The following is a 23,479-nucleotide window of genomic DNA, read 5'->3' as shown; positions in this document are numbered from 1 at the left end:
GTGGCGGCTGCTGTTTCATTGCTTGATTACGGGATTTGGACGCAAAAACATTTAAATGCTTTTTTTGAGCATGAGCTGGCCGTGGTTGCGCCGTGGCGCCGAGTTGAGGGCAAAAAAGCTTGGTTGGGCTGGGGTTGCAAGCGCAGCGGCGGGCGGGCGGCTAAATATGCGGCGCGGGATGGCGTGGGTTGCTGGCGGGTGGAAGATGGCTTTTTGCGCTCGGTGGGTATGGGTAAGGGCGAGCGGCCTTTGTCGATTGTGGTTGATGAGGTGGGCATTTATTACGATGCGCGCTCGTCATCCCGGCTAGAGCAGTTGATCCCGAATGCATTAGATGAGGCGCAGTTGCAGCGTACTACCGCGCTGATTGCGGCTTGGCGGGCGGGCAAGGTTTCTAAATACAATCATCAAACGGCGCCATTGCCTGATTTGCCAGCGCAATTTGTATTGGTGGTGGACCAAACTTTTGGCGATGCGGCCATTGTGTATGGCGGCGCTAGCGCAGCTAGTTTTGATGCGATGTTGGCGGCGGCTTTGGCCGATAGCGATTTGCCGGTGGTGATTAAGGTGCATCCCGAGGTTTTGGCTGGGCGCAAGGTGGGCCATTTTGATTTGGTTGTTTTGCGGGTTAATCCTCGGATTGTATTGCTGGGGGATGATGTGCATCCGGCCGATGTATTGCCGCTGGCGCAGTCGGTGTATGTGGTGACTTCGCAAATGGGTTTTGATGCCTTGCTGTGGGGCGTGCCGGTGTTTTGCTTTGGTATGCCTTTTTATGCAGGGTGGGGGCTTACTCACGATCATATACCTAGGCCAGATCGGCGTTGTGATGTGAGTTTATTGCAGTTGGTTCATGCCGCTTTGGTGGCGTATCCGCGGTATATCAATCCAGAAACACAGCAGCGCTGTGAGGTTGAAACGGTGCTTGCGCATTTGGCTTTGCAGCGGCAAATGCGCGCTCGTTTGCCGCAAGCGGTGTATGCGTTTGGGTTTTCTAAATGGAAGCAGCCGATTATGCGCTCCTTTACTCAGGGCGCAGCGGTGGATTTTATTGCGGCGCCTTCGAGCGAGCATGAGGCTTTGCGGCCGGTGTTGGTTTGGGGTAATAAGCATGCGCATTTATTTGCGCCCCAGTCTGCGGCGACAGCGTTAGAGCATCAAGCTCAGTTGCCCAATCCGATGATTCGAGTTGAGGATGGTTTTGTGCGCTCGGTGGGTTTGGGGGCGGATTTGATTCGCCCGCTGTCTTGGGTGTTTGACCGCCGTGGGATTTATTTTGATGCGACTCAGCCGTCTGATTTAGAGCATATTTTGCAGCATCAGCTAATGGATGAGTCTTTGCAATTGCGGGCGCGGCGTTTACGCGAGCAGATTGTGGGGGCGGGGCTGACTAAATACAACGTGGGCTCGGGGGTGTGGCATCGTCCCACTGCGGCAGCGCAACAGCGGGTGCTGTTGGTAGCAGGGCAGGTTGAGGGTGATGCGTCGATTCGGTTTGGCGCGGGCGAGGTGTGCAGCAATATGGGTTTGTTGCAGGCGGTGCGCGCGGCTAATCCCGATGCGTATGTGGTGTATAAGCCGCATCCCGATGTGTTGGCGGGCTTGCGCGCGCAAGGTTTGGATGAGCATGCGGCCGAGCAATGGTGCGACGAGGTGGTGGAGCATATTGCGGTTACCGATTTATTTGCGCAGGTGGATGAGGTGCATGTGATTACCTCGCTCACCGGTTTTGAGGCTTTGCTGCGGCAGGTGCCGGTGGTGGTGTGGGGTATGCCGTTTTATGCCGGTTGGGGGCTTACGGACGACAAGATGCAGTGCCCACGGCGCACTACTCGGCGCAATTTGGATGAGCTGGTGGCGGCGGCGTTGATTTTGTATCCGAGCTATATCAGCCGGATTACTGGGCAATATACGTCGCCCGAGCAGGTGCTGAATGAATTAATGGCGTGGCGTGATACGCCAGCGGCTAGGCCGCGCTGGTGGCATAAGATTCGGCGGCAATTGATGGGGTTGGCGCAATTTTGAATCTAAAAGTCAGGGGTATAGCCTACGGGCGGCGCTGGTTTGAGCAGTGCAGGTCAATACTGCGTAATGCGATGCCGATTTATCATAAGTCCAAGCAATTGTGGGCTTTGATGCGGCAGGTAGAAACGACGGCGCTGAGGAATCAAAAACAAAAGCTGCGCCGCGAGTTGTTGTTTTTATTAGAGCCAGAGCAGTGTCATTTCGCTAGTTTTGCGCAGTTTAGCCAAGCGATTATTCCGCATGGTCGATTTAGTGTGGCGATGGATGGTTTGCGCTTCGATTGCATGTTTGCGCCGCAAAAAGGCGAGCATTTGTTTGTGGTGCTGTCGGGCTTGCGCACGCCCAATCGGCACCCGATTCCCAAGTTTGATCGGCTGACGTTTACGCATTTATTCCCCGGTAGCGTTTTGTATATTTCTGATCCTTGCCATTATTTGCCCGCCGGGCCGCAAACGGCGTGGTATTTGGGCACGGAATCGATTGATGGCCTGAATGGTTTAACGCAGATTACCCAGCATGTGGCGCAATCATTGGGTTTGAGCTCAAAGCAGGTGATTAGTTATGGCTCGTCGGCGGGTGGGTTTGCGGCGATGCAATTGGCGGCGCGATTAAAAAACGCCACCGCCGTGGCGATTAATACGCAAACGCATTTGTGGCAAATTCAGCCTGCGCGTTTGTTTACCAATTTTGTTGAAAAATGCTTTCCGAATAAAAATAATCCCAGCGTTTTGGCGCAGGGCGATCCGCAATTTAATGCGATTGTGGCGATTGAATCCAGCCCCGATATGCGGTGTTTGTATGTGCAAAACACGCAGGATGTTTTTCATTTTAAGCAGTATTTTGTGCCGCTTTGCGCGCATTTTAAGTTGGACGCCAGCTTGGCGCGCGATCGCGCCGGGCCGATTGAATCGTTGGTGTATGAGCACGAATCCGGCCACGGCGGCGAGCCACGAGAAATCGCCCCCGACATCATCCGCCGCGCCATGGCCTTGGCCGATGAGTAGGGGGATTTAGGGATTGGGGATTGGGGATTGGGGATTGGGGATTGGGGATTTAGGGATTGGGGATTGGGGATTGGGGATTGGGGATTGGGGATTGGGGATTGAGGATTGAGGATTGAGGATTGAGGTGTAGGGTGGAATTAGGAGTAGGGTGGAATAAGCGAAGCGCATTCCACCACTAAGCGCACCACCAACCGCATCACTACCCGCACCGTTCCCCCCGCATTCTTTGTTCGCTCGCATTCACCCCGCCGTTCACCGATTGGGCGGCGTTGCTCGGTGAGGGCATGGGTGTGCGTTGGTTTTGGTGGAATGCGCTTTGCTTATTCCACCCTACGTAAACTGTATGTGTTGGCTTGTTTTGGGATCTAATGAATACAAAAGTATTTCTTTTATTGCAGGGTATTTGTTCGCCATTTTTTAGAGATTTGGCGCTGCATTTGCGTGCGGCTGGGCATACGGTTTATAAGCTTAATTTTAATGCCGGTGATGATTTGTATTGGCGCATGCCTGCTTGGCATTATCGCGGTGATGTGAATGATTTGGGCGACTATTTGGCGCACAAATATCAGCAATTTTCGATTAGCGATATTGTGGTGTTTGGGGATTGCCGGCCAGTGCATTTGCCGGCGATTGCTTTGGCCAAGCAGCTTGGCATTGAGGTGCATGCTTTTGAAGAAGGCTATTTTCGCCCGCATTGGATTACCTTAGAGCGCGGTGGGGTGAATGCTAATTCTATGTTGCCGCGTGATGCCGATTGGTATTGGCAAGTGGGGCAAGATTTATTGGCGCAGCATTCATTTGAATATCAAATGTTTAGAACCAAATTCAAAGTTAGATCGGTACACGATGTGGCTTATCATTTGGCCGGTTGCTGGAATCCAATTTTGTATCCGGGCTATCAAACGCATGCACCGGTGATTGCGCCGATTGAATATGCCGGATTTTTGCGGCGTAATTTATTGGCCAAAATAAATAAAAAAACCGAATCGGCCAAAATAGCGCAGTTATTGCATTCGACTACGCCGTTTTATTTAATGCCTTTGCAGCTCAATAGCGATGCGCAAATTCGCCAGCATTCGCAATTTGAGCATATGCAGCAGTTTATTTTGCATGTGATGCAATCGTTTGCCCGCCATGCGCCTAGCGATAGTTTGTTGGTGATTAAAAATCATCCTTTAGATTATGGTTTAGAAAATTACGCTGATTTTGTGGCGCAAGCCGCCGCGCAATTTGATGTCGCCCAGCGCATTGTGTATTTAGAGGGCGGGGTGATTAATTATTTAATTGAGCGCGCCAGCGGCATGGTCACTGTTAATAGCACGGCGGGTAGTTTGGCGATTGAATTGGGCTGCCCAACCATTACGCTAAGTAATCCAATTTACAATGTGGCTGGGCTGACTTTTCAGGGGGCGCTGGATGATTTTTGGGCTAATGGCATTGCGCCATCGACCGAATTATTTGCGCGCTTTCGCGCCACCATCATGCAGGCCTCGCAAGTGAATGGCGGATTTTATTGTAATGAAAGCATCCAGCTGGCTATGGCTGCCAGCACCGCGCAACTGAGCGCCGAGCGCTCGGCTTTGGCGCAATTAATTGAGAAATATCCTCTTAATACTGTGAAGGAAAACCTTTTGACGCAGAGACGTAAAGACGCAGAGAAAGGCCGAGTTAGAACTTAAACGCTTTAAACCTGTGCTGATTTTTTGCTCTGCGCCTCTGCGTTGGCTTTTTGATGTTTAGCGCTGCAGTGAACTGCGACGCTAAACCGCCTAGGCACTTAACACCATCATCTAAACAAAGCTTTTATGTCTGCTCAATCCATTTTAATTACCGGCGCTACGGGCGCGATTGGTGGCGCTTTGGCGCTGGCGTATGCCGCGAGCGGGGTGCGTTTGATTTTGCTCGGCCAGCGTGCAGATCGCTTGGAGGCGGTGGCGCAAGCTTGCCGCGAGCAAGGCGCGAGTGTGCTGCCGGTGGTGCTCGATTGCCGCGATATTGACGCTTTGCAAGCGTGGGCGGCGCGCTGCTTGGTGGACGACGTGCCGGATTTATTGATTGCTAATGCCGGGGTCAATATTAATGTATCCGATACCGCCGAGGGCGAGTTGTGGGCCGATATGCAGCGCTTGTTTGAGGTGAATGTATTGGCCACCTTGGCCTTGGTGAATGCTTTTTTACCGGCGATGCGCCAGCGCGGATCGGGGCAGATTGCTTTGGTCAGCTCGTTGGCGGCGTATTTTGGCTTGCCGATGACGCCAAGTTATAGCGCCAGTAAGGCGGCGATTAAGGCGTATGGCGAGGGTTTACGCGCTTTATTGGCTGATGAGGGCATTGCGGTGAATGTAATTATGCCGGGCTATGTAACTTCGCCAATGTGCGAGGCCATGCCCGGGCCTAAGCCTTGGCTATGGTCGCCCGAGCGCGCGGCGGCGTATATTCAGCGCGGTTTGCAGCGCAATCGGGCGCGGATTAGTTTTCCTTTTCCGCTTAATTGGGGCAGTTGGTGGTTGGCGGTATTGCCGGCGGCGTTGTCGCAGCGAGTTTTAGGTTGGATCGGTTATCGTGTTTGATGGATTGTTTGCAGGGTTGCAGTTGTTGGCGTTGGCGTGCGCTTGGCCGGTGGCGTTGGGGCTGCTTGCGACGGTGCTGATTGAGCGTTTGGCCCAGCCTCGGCCACAGGCAATTTGGCGGCGACCTTGGGCGATGAATGCTTTGTTGGTGTGCGCTTGGACGGGATTGTTTTGTTTTGAGCTGGCTTTGTTTCAGCGCCCAGCGTTTGCGGCGGTGTTGGCAACGGGCTTGTTGTTGCTGCTGGTATTGATTAGCAATAGTAAGTTTCACAGCTTGCGCGAGCCATTTATTGTGCAAGATTTTGAATACATCGCCGATGCGATTCGCCATCCACGCTTGTATCTGCCTTTTTTTGGCGTGGCGAAGGCGCTGGTTTGTACCGCGCTGTTTTTTGCGCTGCTGTATTTGGGCGTGGCGCTAGAAGATTCGGTACTCAATTCAGTCAGCTACGCGGTGTATTGGTCGGCGTGGGCGGGCTTGGTGTTGGCGGTTTGGCTGGCGGTGCAGTTATTGCGCCGCGCCGTGCCGCCGATGCAGTTTTGCCCAACGCGGGATCAGCAACAGTTTGGCTTTTTTGCGACTTTATTTGCGTACTATTGGGCCGAGCAACACCAGCCCGAGTTAACGCCGCCAGCGTGGCCGATGCCGCAGCCAAATCATGGTGTTTTGCCGCATTTATTGGTGGTGCAAAGCGAGTCTTTTGTTGATTTTCGGCGCTATTATCCGCAAATTCGCCCGGATATTTTGAGCGAATATGATCGGTTTTGCGCCGAGTCTTTGCAGTATGGCCAGCTGGAAGTACCGGCTTGGGGCGCAAATACCGTGCGTAGCGAATTTGCTTTTTTGTCGGGCTTATCGCCGCAGCAATTGGGCGTGCATCAATTTAATCCTTACCGCCGTTTTGCCCGTCAGTATTCGGCGTCATTGGCGGCGCAGTTGCGCCAGCAGGGTTATCGCACCGTGTGCATTCACCCGTATGCGGCTAGTTTTTACCACCGCGATGCCTTGTATCCGCAATTGGGTTTTGATGAATTTATCGACATCAGCGCTTTTGCGCCACCGCCCGCAGGCATGCCGTATGTGGATGATTTGCAAGTGGCGACCAAAATGGGTGAGGTGCTGGCGCAAGCCACGCAGCCGACGTTTATTTTTGTCATCACCATGGAAAACCACGGCCCATTGCATTTAGAGCAATTGGCAGAGGGTGACGCCGAGCAGGTGTTTCACGGCGCAGCGCCACAAGACGGCGAAGAATTAACGATTTATTTGCGCCACCAAGTCAACGCCAATCGGATGTTGGCGCAGCTACGCGAGCAACTCATGGCCTTAGCCAGACCTGCCACCTTGTGTTGGTACGGCGACCATGTGCCCATCCTCCCCAAGGTCTACGCCACCCACGGCGCGCCCAGCGGCAACACAGATTATTTTATTTGGCAAACCCCAGACAAAACGCACTCCCATCGCCACCGCGTGCGCCAAGGCGCACCCTACAAGCGTTACGAATCAGCATCACGTAGGGTGCGCATTTGCGCACCATGGATTGCTCACGCGGATGCGGCCAAATCGAATCACACCATCGCCGCGCATCAATTGGCTGGTGAGGTGTTACAGGCTTTTGGTCGCTAAAGCTTGGTTTGAATTACCGCAGTTCCGAGTGACCTTGTTCTAGGATCGTGGTGAGGCGGGTGGCGAAGCGCATGAGGGGGGCGCCGTCGGTGACGTCGTGGTCGGCGGTGAGGTTGAGCTGTATATATTCGCTGGTTTTAAATTGCTCGCCGCTGGCGACGATGCGCTGGCTGGCGCCGCCGATGGACAAACTGAGGCTCAGTGGCGATATGGGGAGTATCACCGCTGCGCCTTTGGCAAACATGCCGTTTGAGGTAATACCCACAGTGCCGAGCATTTGCTTGCGCGAATAGGGGTCATAGCGCAGCCACCACCACACTGGTTTTCTAAGCCAGCTAGGCAGCTTAAAAAACGCCAATTCTAAGGCGGTGAGTGGCCCGCCGTTGCCGATTTCGCCGGTTTTGGCTTGGCTTAATTCGGCTTGGATTTGCGCTAGACTTTTGCTGCCCGCGTTGCGAATGATGTAATGCAGGGGCTGGTAGGATTGGTCGGCGAGTTGCCGTTCTATCATCACGGCGATATCAACATCTTGAAAAATCACCCGCGTGCTTTTGCCACGCAAACTCGACTGAATCGCCAAATCTTCATGAATTGCGCACGCCAAGCCTTTGGCAATCCAGCTGGTGAGTGAGATGCCGTGCTCTTTGCGGTATTGCTGCGCGGTGTCGCTGCAAAATTCGCTCACTAGGTGGATATTATTTTTGCGCCGACCTTCGCGCAAAATATCCTCGATCAGGTGGCGCTCGACCGGGATTTTTTGTTCGATGGCGGGCGCTTTGGCCGCCAATAGTTCGGTGATCAGCTGCCGAAAAATCAGCGAATACTTGGCCATTTAAGTGCGTAATGCTGCTTGCAGTGCGTCGAGCGTGGCGTCGATTTGTTGCTCGCTGTGCTCGCAGCTAATAAAAAATCGCAGTCGCGCGGCTTTTTCTGGCACGGCGGGGTAAAGAATCGGCTGCACATTCATCCCTTGCGCAAATAGCGCTGCTGATAAACGCGCGGCTTTGAGTGAGCTGCCAACAATCGCAGGGATAATCGCCAAGCCTGCGCTGTGGCCGGTGTCGATGCCGCGTTGTTTGGCTTGCGTCAAAAAGTATTGGCCGCGTGCTTGTAGCGTTTGCACGCGTTGGTTTTCTTGCTGCATGCAGTTGAGCGCCGCCAAGGCCGCAGCGGCAACAGGCGCTGGCATGCCCACGCTGTATAAAAATCCGGGTGCCAAAAACTTTAAATGCTCGATCAACGCTGCTTCGCCTGCGATATAGCCGCCGCACGCCGATAGCGTTTTGCTCAGTGTGCCCATCCAGATATCAACGTCTTGCCCGGCAATGCCAAAATGCTCGCGGATGCCCATGCCGGTTGGCCCCATTACGCCAAATGAATGCGCTTCATCGACCATCAGCAAGGCGCGGTGACGATTTTTGATTTCGATGAGTTTAGGCAGATCGGGAAAATCCCCGTCCATGCTGTAAATGCCTTCAACCACAATCAAGACGCGCTCAAATTGGCGGCGCTGTGTGCTGAGAATTTCGTCCAGCGCGGCGTAATTATTGTGGGCAAACGGTAGGCGTTTGGCGCCCGACAGCAAAATGCCTTGCAAGGCGCTGTTGTGAATTAGTTCGTCATGCAGCACCAAGTCTTTAGGGCCAAATAAATGGCCGATGGTGCTGACATTGGTGGCGTGGCCACTAACAAAAGTCACTGCATCATCGACGCCATAGGCATCGGCAATGGCGCGCTCCAGCTCACGGTGAATAGGCCGCTCGCCAGAGACCACGCGGCTGGCCGAGACCGAAACGCCATATTGATCAATCGCGTCTTTGGCTGCTTGGTGCACTGCGGGGTGCTGATTTAAATCGAGGTAGTTGTAGCTGGCAAAGTTGATAAACGGCTGGCCGTCGATTTGGCTGACCGCGCCAGCGATGCCGTCGTGTTGCTTAAAAAATGGGCTGGCAATGCCCATTTTTTTGGCGCCTTCATTGATGATACGCAGCTGCAAATAGCCCGGATGCAGATGAAAACGATAAAACGCTTCGGGGATATCGTCGCGCGCAGCGGGGCGAGCGATGGGCGCTTCGGCGTTTTTAAGCTTGCGCTCTAGCGCTTGCTGAATCAGCTGGTCTTTCAATTTGCTGGTGATACTCATTGAATAATCCGCGTAGTGCTTTGCTGGCTGATTTGGCTGGCTAAAGCGTGTGAATCGGTTTCGCTACTTGCGCCGTGTACGGCCGACAAATGCTGCACTTGCGCCAGCGTGGCGTCGTCGTTGGCGGCATCGTGGTGTTTGAGCTGCAAAATCAAGCGATCGGCGAGTTTGTTAATCGTTGGGCTTTCGCTTAATGCCATCACCGGCAGGCGAGTACCAAAACGCTCTTCTAGCGCAACGACGAGTTCAACGCCCATCAGCGAATCTAAACCGATGTCGTATAAAGAGCCGCTAGCGTCGATTTTGTCGGCATTCACGCGCAAAATCTGCGCGACTTCTTGCTTGAGCATGCTAACAAAAGTGGCGTGCAGCTCAGTATCGCTGAGCGTATCGATCAGGCTTTGAATATCGCCTGATTCGTCATTTTGTTCGGATGTTTGCATGCGGCGGGCGATGGCGCTAAATTTTGGCGTTTTGGCGCTCGGTAAAAAGCGCGCCAAAGCAGGCCAATCTAGCTCTAATACGCTCAAGCCCGAGCTTTGCTCGATCAGCATTTGCTCTAAATAATTGAGTGCTTGATCGGAGCTCAGCGCCTTGCCGCCCATGCGGTTTTGTAGCGCATCTTTGATTTTTTCGTTACGCGCCAAAAAGCCCACGTCGTCAATCGCACCCCAGCAAACGCTGGTGGCGGGTAGGCCTTGGGCGCGGCGTTGCTGCGCTAGCGCTTCCATATAATGATTGGCGGCGACATAGCTCGCTTGGCCCGGATTACCAAAAATCGTCGTTGCCGATGAATACAGCACAAAGAAATCTAAATCGAGCGGCGCGCTCAGTTGATGCAAATAATCTGCGCCCAGCATTTTGGGAGCGAGCACTTTATTGATTTGCGCCGGCTCGGTATTGCGAATCAGCGCGTCATCAATCACTACCGCAGCATGCACAATGCCTTTGAGCGGCGGCATGGTTTGGCCAAAGTGGGCAAATACTTGGGCCAGTTCTGCCAATTGGGTCACGTCGCAAGCCAGTGGCAACACCTTCACACCGCGCAAACGCAGCGCGGCAATCGCCGCTTGCGCTTCGGGTGCGCTTGGGCCGCTGCGGCTTATTAACACCAGGTTTTTAGCGCCTTTATCCGCTAACCATTGCGCGGTTTTAAGGCCAAATCCGGCTAAACCGCCAGTGACTAAATAGCTGCCCTCTGCCGAGAGTTGCAATGCGGCTGGCTGCGGCGCGGCATGCTGCGCCATCAGGCCGTGCGAATAAGTGACGACAATTTTGCCGATTTGTTTGGCCTGCTGCATATGGCGGAAGGCGTCGACAATCTGCTCGGCGTCAAACACTTGATACGGCAATGGCGACAATACACCCTCGCCAAACAGCGCCATCACTTCAGTAAACAAACGCTGGGTGAGCGCTGGACGCACTTGCATCATTTGGTCGGCATCAATACCGAAATAACTGATGTTATTACGGAATGGCCGCAGGCCGATTTTGCTGTTTTCGTAAAAGTCGCGTTTGCCTAATTCCAAGAAGCGGCCAAACGGTTTGAGTACCGAGAAATTGCGATTAATCGCTTCACCGGCCAGCGAATTGAGCACCACATCCACGCCTAAATCAGCGGTGTCGCGCAAGATTTCATCGGCGTAGCTCAGCGAGCGCGAATCATAAATATGCTGCACACCCATTTGCTGCAAGAAGGCGCGTTTTTCGTCCGAACCGGCTGTGGCGTAAATTTCTGCGCCTAAGTGCTTGGCCAATTGAATCGCGGCAATGCCCACGCCACCGGCAGCACCATGAATTAAGATTTTTTCGCCCGGCTCTAAGCGCGCCAGATGCTGCAGCGCGTAATACACGGTGAAAAACACGCTAGGAATCGTCGCTGCGGCAGCAAATGAAATGCCAGCGGGGATTTTAGCAATGGCGCTGCTCTGGGTGCGCACCCGATTGGCAAAGCTCGATGGTCCAAAACCGACGACTTCATCACCAACTTGATAACCCACCACGTCGGCGCCCACTTGGCGCACCACGCCAGCAAATTCAAGCCCTAGGGTCGGGCCAGCAAAACCGTTTTCGACCGCTTCATCCGAGAGTAAACCCAGCGCATACATCACATCGCGAAAGTTAAGCCCAGTCGCCACCACGTCGATGTCGATTTGATCGGCAGCCAGCGGGGCAGGCGTGGTGGTGGCCCAGCGTAGATTGCGTAATTGGCCGGGGAATTCAAAACCAAGCTGGATGATTTCGCCGTCGCTGGCGGCGGTTTTTTCGCTATGCGCTGCTGGCACTAACTGTAGGCGCGGCACAAAGCGCGCGCCATTGGCGTCGATAATGACTTCTTGCTCGGGACTGTGCGCGGTGATTTCTCGCGCCAATGCGGCGGTCTGAATCGCCGGGTTATTGCTGGCAAAGTCGATTAAGTGAAACGCAGCATCGCTGGCTTCATTAAGCAAGGTGCGGGCAAAACCCCACAGCGCACTGTCGGCGCGATCTAACGCCGGTGCTGTTGGGGTTAGATCGGTGGCACCTTGAGTGATAATCCAGCAGTCGGCAGCGCATTGGCTTTGCTCGACGGCGTTGAGTAATTGCGCCAATTGCCCGCAGCGTTGGGTTTGTTGCGCCAGCACGCTTAAGCTGTCGCTCGCAGGGCTATACCCTGGGTGAACAATAATATGCCCGCGTTGCGCGCTAAATAATTGGCTGACAACGGCATTGAGCGGTTGATCGCTGTTGGCCTGATGCAGCTCGGCATCAATGCCTTGCACGCTCAGTTGTTGTTGCAGTTCAGTTAGCCATAGTTTATGCGCGGCATCGTCGATTTGCGTTGGCTCGATGAGCACGAGGCAAGGCGTTTTTGCGCTAGCAGCTACTGCAATCGGCGCAGCTTGATCGATGCTGGCGATTTGGAAGAACAAGTCGGTATAGCGATCAGGCGCAACTTCAATGACGTCTGCACAGCAATACCCTTGCTGGCTGAGGTGGTTTGCCCAGTATTCGCTTGGGTTTTCCAGTGGCTGAGCGAGATCGGCGCAAACAAAATCCAGCCATTGCGAACGATGACGACCGATCAGCAAGAGCTTGCCTTGCGGAGCCAATTGCGCGCTGGCGTAAGCGATAGCGGCTTTGGCGCTGCTGACATCACTAAAATCCAGACTCACTATCGCTAGATCAACGCCGAGTGGCACGGTGCGCTCGATTTGATCGATGGCTGGGATTTTCTCGATGCGTAAATCTGGCAGCTGCTGCCGCCATTGCGCGAGCTCGGCCAAAGTGTCATCCGATGGCGTGGCAAACCCATAGTCGCAGTGGGCTAAATCGAGTTGGCTGGCGGCTTCTTGGGCAAAAATCGGTGCGCCTGCGGCAACTTCTAAAATACTCAGGCGTTGGCCAATATCGAGCTTTGCGGCGTGCTCGGCGAGTAAATCGGCGATCTGTTTGGCTAGCGCTTGTTGGCGCTGACCACCTAAAGCGGCGCGCCACAGGGCTGGATAATCGCTGGCGGCCAGTTGCGGCTGCGCTGCGCTCGGATCAAAATCGGCTTGATGGCGAATTTTGGCCAAACCAATCGCATGAATGCTGTGGAAATACGCGCTGTATTCGCTGACCAAGACTTGCCAAATGGCATTGGCGCTAATGCCGTCGTCGCAATTGGCGCTGCGTTGCCATTGCTCGCCATGGCGCTCGATCAGCTGATCTTTGGCGGCAATCGCCAAGCAGTTGAGATAGCGCTCTGAGTTGTTGGTGGTATCAAGTTCGCCCAGTAGCTCAATATTGCTATGGCTAGCAAGGCTGTCGAGCAGTGGCTCAACTTCGTTTAAATAGCGATTAAACTCGGCTTGCTCGCTTAAGCTGGCAACGTGTTGCTGCAAGCTAGCCGCCAGTGCGCTCACTGGTAGTTGTGGTAATTGCTGTGCCGGTAAAGGCGCGGCTTGGCCACGATAGTGCAGCAGATGCAGTGCATCGTGTTGGGTTTTCCGCAGCCGAACGCTGCGAAAGCGCGCTTCTTTAATCGCAACAATCACATCACCCGCCGCGTCGCAAATAATGAAATCTGCGGTTAAAGAATGCGGCGCACGTTGAATTAAGGTGAGCTGGGCAAAAGCCGGTGGATTGGCGTTGCTGGCAAAAGCAATGCGGCCAATTTTGGTCGGCACAAATGCCACGCCTGATAGCGCCGCCATTTCGTCTTGCAATAGCTGAATAATCAGCTGGAATGTGCAGTCGAGCAGCGCTGGGTGCAAGTGATAATCGGCCAGCTCGACTTGCAGCTCGCTTGGGTATTGCAGCTTGGCAATCACTTGATTGCCATCGATCCAGCCGTGCTCAACACACAAAAACGCCGCGCCGTAATCCAGCCCCGCCGCTTGAGTCAGCGCTTGATGGCTGGCGCAATTAAAATCGACGCCGCGCTGCGGAATTTGAATGTGGCTTTGCGCGAGTAACAGCGCATTAGGTTCGGGCTTAATGCGCGCTTTGGCATGGCTGGTCCAGACGTCTTCACCACAATAGTCCCGCGCACTGATGTGGATTTGTTGCCCGCTAATCACGGTGCGAACGAGCTTGGCCGGGGATTCGGCTAAAATCAGCGGCGCGAGGATTTCTAATTCTTCAATTTCAATCAGTGCACTTTGGGTGTGCTGGTTGGCCGCTGCCAGCGCCAGCTCCACATAGCCAGTGCCAGGGAAAACCACCGCGTCGCCAACGATATGATCGGCCAGTACGGTGTTTTTGATGGTGTCGAGTTGGTTTTCCCAGCTGCTAGTGTGTTGCTTGAGCGCGTAGCCCAGCAAGGGGTGCAGCATATCGCGGCTCAGTTGGCCGATGGATTCGGTGCTGGTATTGATCCATAAGCGTTCGCGTTGCCACGGGTAATTGGGTAATTGCATAAATTGCCCGGGCGTTGGAAATTGCGTCGCCCAGTCGATGTCACAGCCACTGGCGATGATGCTGGCCATGGCGCTAAAGACTTTATTTTCGCCGTGTTCGGTTTTGCTTAATGTGCCAACGACCAAACCTTCGCAAGCATTATTTTTTAGCGTTTCTAAAATATACGAGCGCAATACGCTATGTGGGCCGACTTCTAAAAAGACATTTGCACCAGTTTGATTAATCGCATTAATGGCATTTTCAAATTGCACCGGTTGGCGGATGTTATGCCACCAATATTGGGCATTGAGTTGTTCGCCGCTGAGTAATTCACCGGTTACAGTGGAATAAAATGCAATGCTATTTAATTGCGGTTTAATGTGGCTTAGTGCGGCAATTAAATCGTCTTCAATTGGATCCATTTTTGCGCTGTGAAATGCGTAATCCAAATCAAGGCGTTTAAAGCGGATATTACGCAGAGCGAGTTGTGCTTCGATTTGAGTTAATGCATTTACTTCGCCAGCCAGCGTAATACCCCGTGTGCTATTAATGCCAGCAATGGCAATGTTGAGGCCGCATTCGGCTAATAGCGCATGCATTTCGCTTTCGCTCATGGCGACGGCGGTCATTTGTCCGCTGCCTTTGGTTTGGCCTTGCATACGGCTGCGATGATAAATCACTGCGGTGGCGTCTTTGAGCGTTAGCGCGCCAGCGGCCCACGCGGCAGCCACTTCACCCACGCTATGCCCAGTTACGGCGCTTGGCGTAATGCCTTGGCTGCGCAGCATTTGCACTAGGCCTACTTGAATCGCAAACAGTGCCGGTTGGGCGATCTCGGTTTGTGCATAGCGATTGTCGCTATCTTGACCATTGCGCCCGGCGATTTCGTCTTGTAATCCATAGCCGCTGAGCGGCATAAAATGCGCGTCAACTTCGGCAATCGCTTGTTGAAATACGGCGTTGCTGGCGAGTAAAGATCGGCCCATGCTGGCCCATTGCGAGCCATTGCCCGAGAAAACAAACACCGGCCCTTGGGCTTTGGCGATGCTTTTTCCGCCAAGAACTTGCTCAGATTGCTCAATCACTTGACTTAAAAATGCACTGACTTCGCTTGGCGTTTGGCAAAACGCCATCACTTGATGCGGGTGTTGCTCGCGGCGCAATGCCAGCTGGTAAGCCAGATCATAAACGTTGTAATCGGGCGTTTTGGCGAGGTAGTCATTTAGATCGCTCGCAGCAGCAGGCAAGGCGGCGGCAGCGCGAGCGCTTAAAATAATTGGCAATGCTTGCGCTGGCGTTGCTGACGCGCTGGCAGTAGCTGGTGGTGCGCTTTCTAAAATCACATGGGCATTGGCGCCACCAAAACCAAAGGAATTCACGCCAATCACTAAGCGGCCAGTGGCTTTTAATGGCTGCGCTTGGGTGACGACTTTAAGGTTGAGCTCAGTAAATTTAATTTTTGGATTGAGTTTTTTAATGCCAATCGTTGCTGGCACCAAGCGGTATTGGATGCAATGCAAGGCTTTGACTAAACCCGCTACGCCCGAGGCGGCTTCTAAATGGCCAAGATTACTTTTGACCGAGCCAATGAGTAATGGCGATTCGCTGCTGCGGTGTTGGCCAAGTGCGAGGCCAATGGCGCGGGTTTCGATTGGATCGCCGACTGCAGTGCCGGTGCCGTGTGCTTCAAGATAATCAATCTCGCTGGCCGCGATGCCGGCTTTGGCGTAGGTTTGCTTAAGTAGCTCGGCTTGCGCGGTGCAGCTAGGTACGGTGAGGCCATTTTTTTTGCCGTCGGTATTGACGCCCGAATGCGCGACCACGGCAATAATCGGATCGCCATCGGCAAGGGCTAAATCATAATCTTTTAAGACAAAAATCCCGCCGCCTTCTGAGCGCACATAGCCATCGCCTGCTTCATCAAAGACATTGCAATGGCCTTTTTTGGACAGCATTGAGGCTTTGGAGAAAATAATAAAGCCATAAGGGTGCAAATGCAGGCTGATGCCGCCCGCTAAGGCTTGGGTGTTTTCACCAGAAATAATCGATTGGCAGGCTTGATGAAAAGCCACCATTGAGGACGAACAGGCGGTATCAATCGCCATGCTCGGGCCACGTAAATCCAGCGCGTAGGAGAGTCGGTTGGCGGCAATGCTGGCGGTGTTACCGGTGGCAACGGCTGAATCAATCGCGGCTAAATCGTCGGCTAAACGATAGGAATAATCTGCGCTGGCAATGCCAATATATACGCCGCACTGGCTGCCACGAATCGTTGATGGCTTGATGCCTGCGTTTTCTAAGGCTTCCCAACTGAGCTCAAGCAAAATGCGTTGTTGCGGGTCCATTTGCGCCGCTTCGCGCGGGGCAATACCAAAAAAGCCCGCGTCAAAACCAGAAATATCGCCAATTGAACCGGCTTTAAAGGTGTAGCTGGTGCCAGCGTGGTTTTTATTGGCGTGGAGAAATGCTTCTTTAGACCAGCGGCCAGCCTCGACTTCGGTAATTAGATCTTCTTCATTCAGAAGATTATCCCAGTAGCTATTACCGGTTGAATTAGGCAGTCTGTGAGAATAACCGAGGATGGCAACGCGTTTTGTCATTGAGATTAATTGCTTTTTTGATCTAATAAGTCTTGGACCACATCTTTAAATATAAATTTCTAAATGAAATAAAATTTAAATCAGTTGAAGTAATTGGCAACAGACGATTATTTTTTTGCGACGATATCGGGGACTATCTACCCCGCGTGGTCGATGCATCAATGAGAAATCGGTGTTTTTAACTACGAATGCTTGGGCGCACAATCCAATCAAATTTGAATGTTAAAAATTGTCATCAAATTTTAACACTGCTTGATGTTTACTTCATGGGTAATTTCATTTTGTCGCACAGAATGTGACGTGAATCAGGCGAATGAGGATTTTTTGCTTTTTCGCATTTGAATAGTAACAATTTTAATTGTTGACCTTTATGGGCGAGCGGAGAATTTGATATTTGCTGTTTTGATCGCGAGTTTTTCGCGATGGTAGGAAGATGTAGGTTTTGTGGTCGCTATGAACTTACGACGCATCAGCGTGCGCAAACCCTGCGGATTTGCACACCCTACGATAATGCGGTTTGTGTATGCGTGATTGTGTAGGGTGCGCCTTGGCGCGGTTGCGATGGTGCGGCGTGCGCAAATCTTGTGGATTTGCACACCCTACGATATGCGGTTTGTGGGTGTGCGTGATTGTGTAGGGTGCGCCTTGGCGCACGCGGTTGCGATGGTGCGGTGTACGCAAACCCTGAGGATTTGTACGTCACACGATAGTTTTAAATCAAATCCTTAAATGTCACCCAAGATGCGTGCGTTTTTTGTCGGGTTTGCTGGGGGTTTCCATTTCGGCTAATCCTTGCAAAATACCGCAAGGGTTGTGATTGCTTTGGCAGTTTTGGCGTAGCTCGGCGAGTTGTTGTTTGAGCTGTTCGAGTTCTTTGATGCGGGTGTCTACGTGGGCGATGTGCTCGTCAAACACATCATTAATCGCGCTACAACCATCGCCACCTTGATCGGCCAAGCGCAGCAAGGTGTGGATTTCTTCGTGGCTCATATCGAGGGCGCGGCAATTGCGGATAAAACGCAGGCGCTCAATATGCGCGGAGCCATAGACCCGAAAATTACCCTGCGTTCGCTCCGTCGTGGGCAGTAGCCCTTCTTTTTCATAAAACCGAATAGTTTCAACCGAGCATTGCGCCAGCTTGGCTAGTTCGCCGATTTTCATTTTTTGACTCCTTTGAACCAGTATAGGTAGGGTGGAACAAGCGCAGCGCGTTCCACCGGTCATAGGCGTTTAGGTGAATCAGTTGCAATGGGGCGGCGTGCATAAACCCTGCGATTCGCACGCTCTACGATCACATTTTCACGATCTACCGAATCAATTTTTGAAATACTGCACATCGATAATTTTAGCGGTTGACTCTATAGTAACTTCAGGGTGTGTAATGCGTTTAAGTTTAATCGTTGGAGCTGCCTTATGTCGCAATATCGTCAACATTCTTCCGCGCATGCACCGCATTCATCGGCGGCCCATGCGGCGTGTTGTGCGGTGCACAGCGCGGGTGAGGCATTGACCACTTTGGCTGCGGCGGAGTTAAGTGCCGATGGTTGGGCGCAAACGCCAATTCGGATTATGCAAATGGATTGCCCGACCGAAGAAGCTTTATTGCGGCAAAAACTCGGCGCGATGCCGGACGTTTCGGGTTTGGAGTTTAACTTAATGCAGCGGGTGCTGACGGTGCAGCATCAGCCCGCGGCGCTAGAGGCGATCTTGGCGGCGATTCGCAGCTTGGGCTTTGCGCCCGAGCTGGGTGAGGCAATGGCGACTGATGCACCGGCAAAACCATGGTGGCCTTTGGCGCTAGCGGGGCTTGCAGCATTGGCCGCCGAAGTAACGCATTGGCTCGATGGGCCAATGCTATTGGTCGCGGGCCTTGCGCTGCTCGCGGTTTTGGCTTGCGGCTTAACGACGTATAAAAAAGGCTGGATTGCGCTACGCAATGGCAATTTAAATATCAATGCTTTGATGAGTATTGCCGTAACGGGCGCGATGGTCATTGGCCAATGGCCTGAGGCGGCGATGGTGATGGTGCTGTTTACCGTGGCCGAATTGATCGAGGCCAAATCGCTTGATCGGGCGCGCAATGCCATTCAAGGATTGCTACGACTGGCGCCGGATAAAGCTACTGTGCTGCAAGACGATGGTCGGTGGTTGGATGTCCCTGCCCAATCGCTGCTAATTGGTCAGCGCGTTCGGGTTAAACCGGGCGAGCAAATCGCGGTGGATGGGCAAATTTGCGCTGGGCAATCGACGATTAATCAAGCGCCGATTACTGGTGAGAGTTTGGCGGTGGATAAGGGCGTGGGTGATTCGGTGTTTGCCGGCAGTATTAATGAGGCCGGTTCTTTTGAATTTACCGTCACCGCGCTGGCCAGTAATAGCACTTTGGCGCGGATTATTCATGCGGTGGAAGCTGCGCAAGGAACGCGCGCGCCGATTCAACGCTTTATTGATCAATTTGCTAGGGTATATACCCCTATCGTCTTTGCCATTGCGCTCTTGGTGGCGATACTGCCGCCATTATTTTTTGCTGGGGATTGGCTGGCTTGGATTTACAAAGCCTTGGTGTTATTGGTGATTGCTTGCCCATGCGCTTTGGTGATTTCAACGCCGGTGACGATTGTCAGTGGTTTGGCGGCGGCAGCGCGGCACGGTATTTTGATTAAGGGTGGGGTGTATTTAGAAGAAGGCCGCAAGCTGGCGTGTATTGCGCTAGATAAAACCGGCACGCTGACGTATGGCAAGCCAGTGCAAACCGATTTTATTGATTTGCAAACTGAGGCGCAGCAAATAGCCAGCGCCGCGCAAGGGATTGCGGTTGAACAGTTGGCAGTGAGTTTGGCGCAGCGCTCAGATCATCCGGTATCGCGGGCTTTGGCGCTGGCTGGCCAAGATGTGCAGCTGTTGGCGGTGAGTGATTTTACCGCTTTGCTTGGCTTGGGCGTTAAGGGGCAAATGGCCGGGCAGACGTATTATTTAGGTAATCATCGTTTGATCCACCAACAAGGCTGGTGCTCGGCCGAGCTGGAAGCGCAATTGTTGCCACTCGAGGCGCAAGGTAAAAGCGTGATTTTATTGGCCAGTGAACACGGCGTTTTGGCCTTGTTTGCCGTTGCCGATACGGTCAAAGACAGTAGCCGCCAAGCGATTGCCGAGCTGCATGCGCTGGGCGTCAAAACCATTATGCTCACGGGAGACAATGCCCACACCGCGCGCAGTATTGCCGCGCAAGTGGGCATTGATGAAGCCCGAGGTGATTTATTGCCGACGGATAAATTAGAGCTGATTGTGGCGCAACAATCCGAGCTGAGCGCTAAGCAAAAGATCGGCATGGTCGGGGATGGAATTAATGACGCGCCCGCTTTGGCGCGCGCTGATATTGGTTTTGCGATGGGCGCGGCTGGAAGCGGCACAGCGATTGAAACCGCTGATGTAGCGTTAATGGACGATGATTTACGTAAATTGCCGCGTTTTATCCGCTTATCGCAGCAAACACACCGCATTTTGCAACAAAACATCGCCTTGGCGCTAGGGATTAAATTGCTGTTTTTAATCTTAACTTTGCTCGGCTACGGCAGTATGTGGATGGCGGTTTTTGCCGACGTGGGCGCGAGTTTATTGGTGGTGGCCAATGGTTTGCGATTGCTGCGCAGTGATGCTTTGTTTAAAAGCGAATAAATTGGATTCACACCGATTTTTAATTGTGAAATGGCTCGCTCAAACCCGCGTTAAACCACGCGGGTTTTTTTTGCTCTTTTGATAGGCGAGCCGAGCGAGTGATGTCGATTCGCCTGCGTTGCGAGTGGCCGCACTGGCTGGCGGAAGTCGATAGATATAATTTCGTGAGAATAATTATTTATTTTTCTCATGGTTTGAGTATGTTGCTCAGTTTGGTAGGCGATGGGCAGACTCGGGCAGGAAATCAATCTAGATGCAGGATTTATCAGTATTTTGTGAAGAAAAAGCACGAAAAAGTAACAATATTTACCGTCAAGTTGTGATTGATTTTTTATCATTAAGATTGATATACTTTCGATGAGATAAATTTTATTGTGCACGACGTGATGAAAATACAAATAGATGCCCAATTATTGGTCGACTTTATTGCCGCCGTTTTGGGTGAAGATTCTGAAGTCGTCGTGCATGATTTATCCGATGTGAATGCGTCGCTTGCGGCGATTAGCCATGGCCATTTATCGGGTCGTACTGTTGGCGCACCGGCGACGGATCTGGCGCTGCGCATGCTGCAAGAATGTATGCAGGCGAGCGATGTGAGTTACAAACTCAATTACCGCAGTAAGACGCGAGGTGGTGTTTTGCTGCGCTCTTCCACCTTGATTATTAAAGGTGAGAATGGTCAAGCCGCAGCCATGCTCTGCGTGAATACCGATGACAAGCGCTTGCTTGAGTTGCAAGAGTCGGTCAATCGGCTGCTCCCAGCGGATATGGCCGAGCAGCATCAAGAATTGTTGTCGGCTTCGGTCGACGATGTTGGGCAAGAAATTTTACACAGTGTGCTAGAGCAATACCCGATCACGCCATCGCGCATGTCGGCCGATGAGAAATCCCAAGTCGTTAAAGATTTAGAGCAACGAGGCTTGTTTTCAATACGTGGCTTTGTTGCCAAAACGGCGGCGATTTTGGAGATTTCCGAGCCCACACTGTATCGCTACCTAAAAACCAATACCCATTAAATCCAGTGCGGCACGCCACCAGCGCAGCAGCATGCTTAGATATTTGACATTAAAAGGTCTTAAAACGCATGAATATGTCTTCTTCACACGCCCTATGGCCAGAATTTATTAAAGCAGTTCAGCACGAAGTAGCGCCTGCCTTGGGCTGTACTGAGCCAATTTCTTTGGCATTAGCCTCGGCGATTGCTGCGCAGCATTTAGCCAAAACCCCTGAGCGCATTGAGGCCAAGGTGTCGGCCAATTTAATGAAAAACGGCATGGGGGTGACAGTACCGGGTACGGGTACCGTTGGCTTAAAAATTGCCGCGGCGGTGGGGGCATTGGCGGGTAATCCAGATGGCAAATTGGAAGTACTCAAAGGTTTAACACAGGCGCAAGTCGATGCGGGTAAGGCGATGATTGCCGAGCAGCGCGTTGAATTATCGATTGCCAATGTGCCGCATATTTTGTATTCGGAAGCGTGTGTGTTTCACGGTGACGAATGGGCCAAAGTGCGTATTGCCGATAGCCATACGCGGGTTGTTTATATTGAGCACAATGGCCGAGTTATTTTTGAATTGGCTGATGTGGGTGCGGCAACGGCTGCCGCTGCTTACGATATTGCCAGTGCGATGGCGCAAGATGTTTATGATTTTGCCACGCTGGCACCCTTAGAGATGATTGATTTTATCGACGCTGCTGGTGTGCTCAATGATGCTTTGTCGCAAGAAGGCATGAAGGGTACGTTTGGTTTACACATTGGCGCGACATTGCAGCGGCAAATCGCAACGGGCCTGATGTCGGAAGGCTTGTTAAGTAATATTTTGATTCGCACCACCGCTGCGTCAGACGCCCGAATGGGGGGTGCAACGTTGCCAGCGATGAGTAATTCTGGCTCGGGTAATCAGGGTATTGCCGCGACGATGCCGGTGGTGGTGGTGGCTGAGCATATACAGGCCAGTAAAGAGCAATTAACTCGCGCATTGATGTTGTCGCATTTAATGGCGATTTACATCCACAGCAAACTACCGAAACTATCGGCATTGTGCGCGGTGACGACGGCATCGATGGGCGCAGCCGCGGGTGTGGCATGGCTGCTGACAGGCAACTTTAAAACCGTGAGCATGGCGATCTCGAGCATGATTGGCGATTTGTCCGGCATGGTATGCGATGGCGCATCTAATAGCTGCGCGATGAAGGTCTCGACGTCGGCGCAATCGCTGTATAAATCAGTCTTAATGGCGATGGATGGCGTGGGCGTAACGGGCAATGAAGGGATTGTGGCGCATGATATTGATCAATCGATCAATAATTTAGGGCAATTGGCCTGTCAGGGCATGATACAAACTGACGTACAGATTTTGCAAATTATGCTGCATAAACAAGCAAAATAATGCCAGAGTAGGATTGAGCGAGTGAATGTTGGCTCGTACTGAGTTTGATTTCAGTTTTAATATTTTAAAGGAATGAAGATGAAGGAAATTATTTTTACCGACGCCGCACCAGCAGCTATTGGTCCGTATTCACAAGCGACTGCGTTTGGAAACCTGATTTTTACTTCGGGCCAAATTCCATTAGTACCAGCAACGGGTGAAGTGATTGCCGGTGATGTATCGGTGCAAGCGCGCCAAGCGTTGGAAAACCTGAAAGCGGTGTTGCAGCAAGGCAATAGCTCGCTCGACAATGTGTTGAAAACCACGTGCTTTTTGGCCGATATGGCCGATTTTGCCGCGTTTAACGTGATCTACACCGAGTACTTTGGTGCTGGCGTTCCAGCGCGCTCTTGCGTTGCAGTAAAAACCTTGCCAAAAAATGTCTTGGTCGAAGTAGAAGCCATCGCGTATCGCGTTTAAGGTTTTAATTTAACGCGCTAGGCGCGAAATCAATCCAATCACCGCTAAACCATCATACAAAAGATGGCTTAGCGGTGATTTTTTTTGCGCGGTGCTTTTGTTGGTTCGTTCAAATTAGCTTGGC

The 23,479-nt window shown here is 52.4% G+C and carries 13 protein-coding genes; 9 read left to right on the top strand and 4 right to left on the bottom strand.

Annotation, left to right across the window (positions count from 1 at the left end):
* The 5 genes from K4H25_RS00865 to K4H25_RS00845 all read left to right on the top strand — a co-directional run bounded on the left by K4H25_RS00865 (position 1) and on the right by K4H25_RS00845 (position 7,226).
* On the top strand, positions 1 to 2,025 hold the full coding sequence (locus K4H25_RS00865; RefSeq protein WP_221021606.1) for a capsular polysaccharide biosynthesis protein: 2,025 nt from the start codon (positions 1 to 3) through the stop codon (positions 2,023 to 2,025).
* 71 nt (positions 2,026 to 2,096) lie between these two features.
* Positions 2,097 to 3,029, top strand: a complete 933-nt coding sequence (locus K4H25_RS00860; RefSeq protein ID WP_221021605.1) for a hypothetical protein — start codon at positions 2,097 to 2,099, stop codon at positions 3,027 to 3,029.
* A 368-nt stretch (positions 3,030 to 3,397) separates the two neighbouring features.
* Complete coding sequence (locus tag K4H25_RS00855) at positions 3,398 to 4,708, top strand: capsule polysaccharide biogenesis protein (RefSeq protein ID WP_221021604.1); 1,311 nt, start codon at positions 3,398 to 3,400, stop codon at positions 4,706 to 4,708.
* A gap of 126 nt (positions 4,709 to 4,834) precedes the next feature.
* Positions 4,835 to 5,599, top strand: coding sequence for an SDR family NAD(P)-dependent oxidoreductase (locus tag K4H25_RS00850; protein WP_221021603.1), 765 nt, complete (start codon positions 4,835 to 4,837; stop codon positions 5,597 to 5,599).
* Complete coding sequence (locus K4H25_RS00845; RefSeq protein ID WP_221021602.1) at positions 5,592 to 7,226, top strand: LTA synthase family protein; 1,635 nt, start codon at positions 5,592 to 5,594, stop codon at positions 7,224 to 7,226. Before K4H25_RS00850 ends, K4H25_RS00845 begins: the two co-directional genes overlap by 8 nt.
* A gap of 13 nt (positions 7,227 to 7,239) precedes the next feature.
* Here K4H25_RS00845 and K4H25_RS00840 read toward each other — a convergent pair whose 3' ends face one another.
* From K4H25_RS00840 to cadR, 4 genes are all read right to left on the bottom strand, one after another.
* Positions 7,240 to 8,058, bottom strand: coding sequence for a 2-oxo acid dehydrogenase subunit E2 (locus K4H25_RS00840; protein WP_221021601.1), 819 nt, complete (start codon positions 8,056 to 8,058; stop codon positions 7,240 to 7,242).
* Positions 8,059 to 9,369 carry an aminotransferase class I/II-fold pyridoxal phosphate-dependent enzyme gene (locus K4H25_RS00835; RefSeq protein ID WP_221021600.1) on the bottom strand — a complete coding sequence of 437 codons (1,311 nt, stop codon included), beginning with the start codon at positions 9,367 to 9,369 and terminating at the stop codon, positions 8,059 to 8,061.
* Positions 9,366 to 16,832: a type I polyketide synthase gene (locus tag K4H25_RS00830; protein WP_221021599.1), complete on the bottom strand. Its 7,467-nt coding sequence runs from the start codon at positions 16,830 to 16,832 to the stop codon at positions 9,366 to 9,368. The genes K4H25_RS00835 and K4H25_RS00830 overlap by 4 nt, the downstream gene beginning before the upstream one ends.
* Before the next feature lie 732 nt (positions 16,833 to 17,564).
* The gene (cadR, locus tag K4H25_RS00825) at positions 17,565 to 17,993 is read right to left on the bottom strand and encodes a Cd(II)/Pb(II)-responsive transcriptional regulator (protein ID WP_255587872.1); all 429 of its coding nucleotides are present in this window, start codon (positions 17,991 to 17,993) and stop codon (positions 17,565 to 17,567) included.
* A gap of 252 nt (positions 17,994 to 18,245) precedes the next feature.
* On the opposite strand from cadR, the gene K4H25_RS00820 reads away from it, so the two are divergent.
* From K4H25_RS00820 to K4H25_RS00805, 4 genes are all read left to right on the top strand, one after another.
* A complete protein-coding gene (locus K4H25_RS00820; protein WP_221021597.1) occupies positions 18,246 to 20,507 on the top strand; it encodes a heavy metal translocating P-type ATPase in 2,262 nt (753 codons plus the stop codon).
* 386 nt (positions 20,508 to 20,893) lie between these two features.
* Positions 20,894 to 21,523 carry a helix-turn-helix transcriptional regulator gene (locus K4H25_RS00815; protein ID WP_221021596.1) on the top strand — a complete coding sequence of 210 codons (630 nt, stop codon included), beginning with the start codon at positions 20,894 to 20,896 and terminating at the stop codon, positions 21,521 to 21,523.
* A gap of 68 nt (positions 21,524 to 21,591) precedes the next feature.
* Positions 21,592 to 22,896, top strand: a complete 1,305-nt coding sequence (locus tag K4H25_RS00810) for an L-cysteine desulfidase family protein (protein WP_221021595.1) — start codon at positions 21,592 to 21,594, stop codon at positions 22,894 to 22,896.
* 78 nt (positions 22,897 to 22,974) lie between these two features.
* Entirely contained in the window at positions 22,975 to 23,355 is a 381-nt protein-coding gene (locus K4H25_RS00805) for a RidA family protein (RefSeq protein WP_221021594.1), read from the top strand.
* Positions 23,356 to 23,479 lie beyond the last annotated feature (124 nt).

This window comes from Deefgea piscis, from assembly GCF_019665785.1.
Lineage (GTDB): Bacteria > Pseudomonadota > Gammaproteobacteria > Burkholderiales > Chitinibacteraceae > Deefgea.
Note: the sequence above shows the minus strand (reverse complement) of the source record. Positions and strands in the feature narration are given on the sequence as shown.

Coding starts and splice junctions, on each gene's coding strand:
- K4H25_RS00850 (WP_221021603.1), top strand. CDS start 4,835: ATGTCTGCTCAATCCATTTTAATTACCGGCGCTACGGGCGCGATTGGT.
- K4H25_RS00855 (WP_221021604.1), top strand. CDS start 3,398: ATGAATACAAAAGTATTTCTTTTATTGCAGGGTATTTGTTCGCCATTT.
- K4H25_RS00820 (WP_221021597.1), top strand. CDS start 18,246: ATGTCGCAATATCGTCAACATTCTTCCGCGCATGCACCGCATTCATCG.
- cadR (WP_255587872.1), bottom strand. CDS start 17,993: ATGAAAATCGGCGAACTAGCCAAGCTGGCGCAATGCTCGGTTGAAACT.
- K4H25_RS00840 (WP_221021601.1), bottom strand. CDS start 8,058: ATGGCCAAGTATTCGCTGATTTTTCGGCAGCTGATCACCGAACTATTG.
- K4H25_RS00835 (WP_221021600.1), bottom strand. CDS start 9,369: ATGAGTATCACCAGCAAATTGAAAGACCAGCTGATTCAGCAAGCGCTA.
- K4H25_RS00830 (WP_221021599.1), bottom strand. CDS start 16,832: ATGACAAAACGCGTTGCCATCCTCGGTTATTCTCACAGACTGCCTAAT.
- K4H25_RS00805 (WP_221021594.1), top strand. CDS start 22,975: ATGAAGGAAATTATTTTTACCGACGCCGCACCAGCAGCTATTGGTCCG.
- K4H25_RS00810 (WP_221021595.1), top strand. CDS start 21,592: ATGAATATGTCTTCTTCACACGCCCTATGGCCAGAATTTATTAAAGCA.
- K4H25_RS00815 (WP_221021596.1), top strand. CDS start 20,894: ATGAAAATACAAATAGATGCCCAATTATTGGTCGACTTTATTGCCGCC.
- K4H25_RS00860 (WP_221021605.1), top strand. CDS start 2,097: ATGCCGATTTATCATAAGTCCAAGCAATTGTGGGCTTTGATGCGGCAG.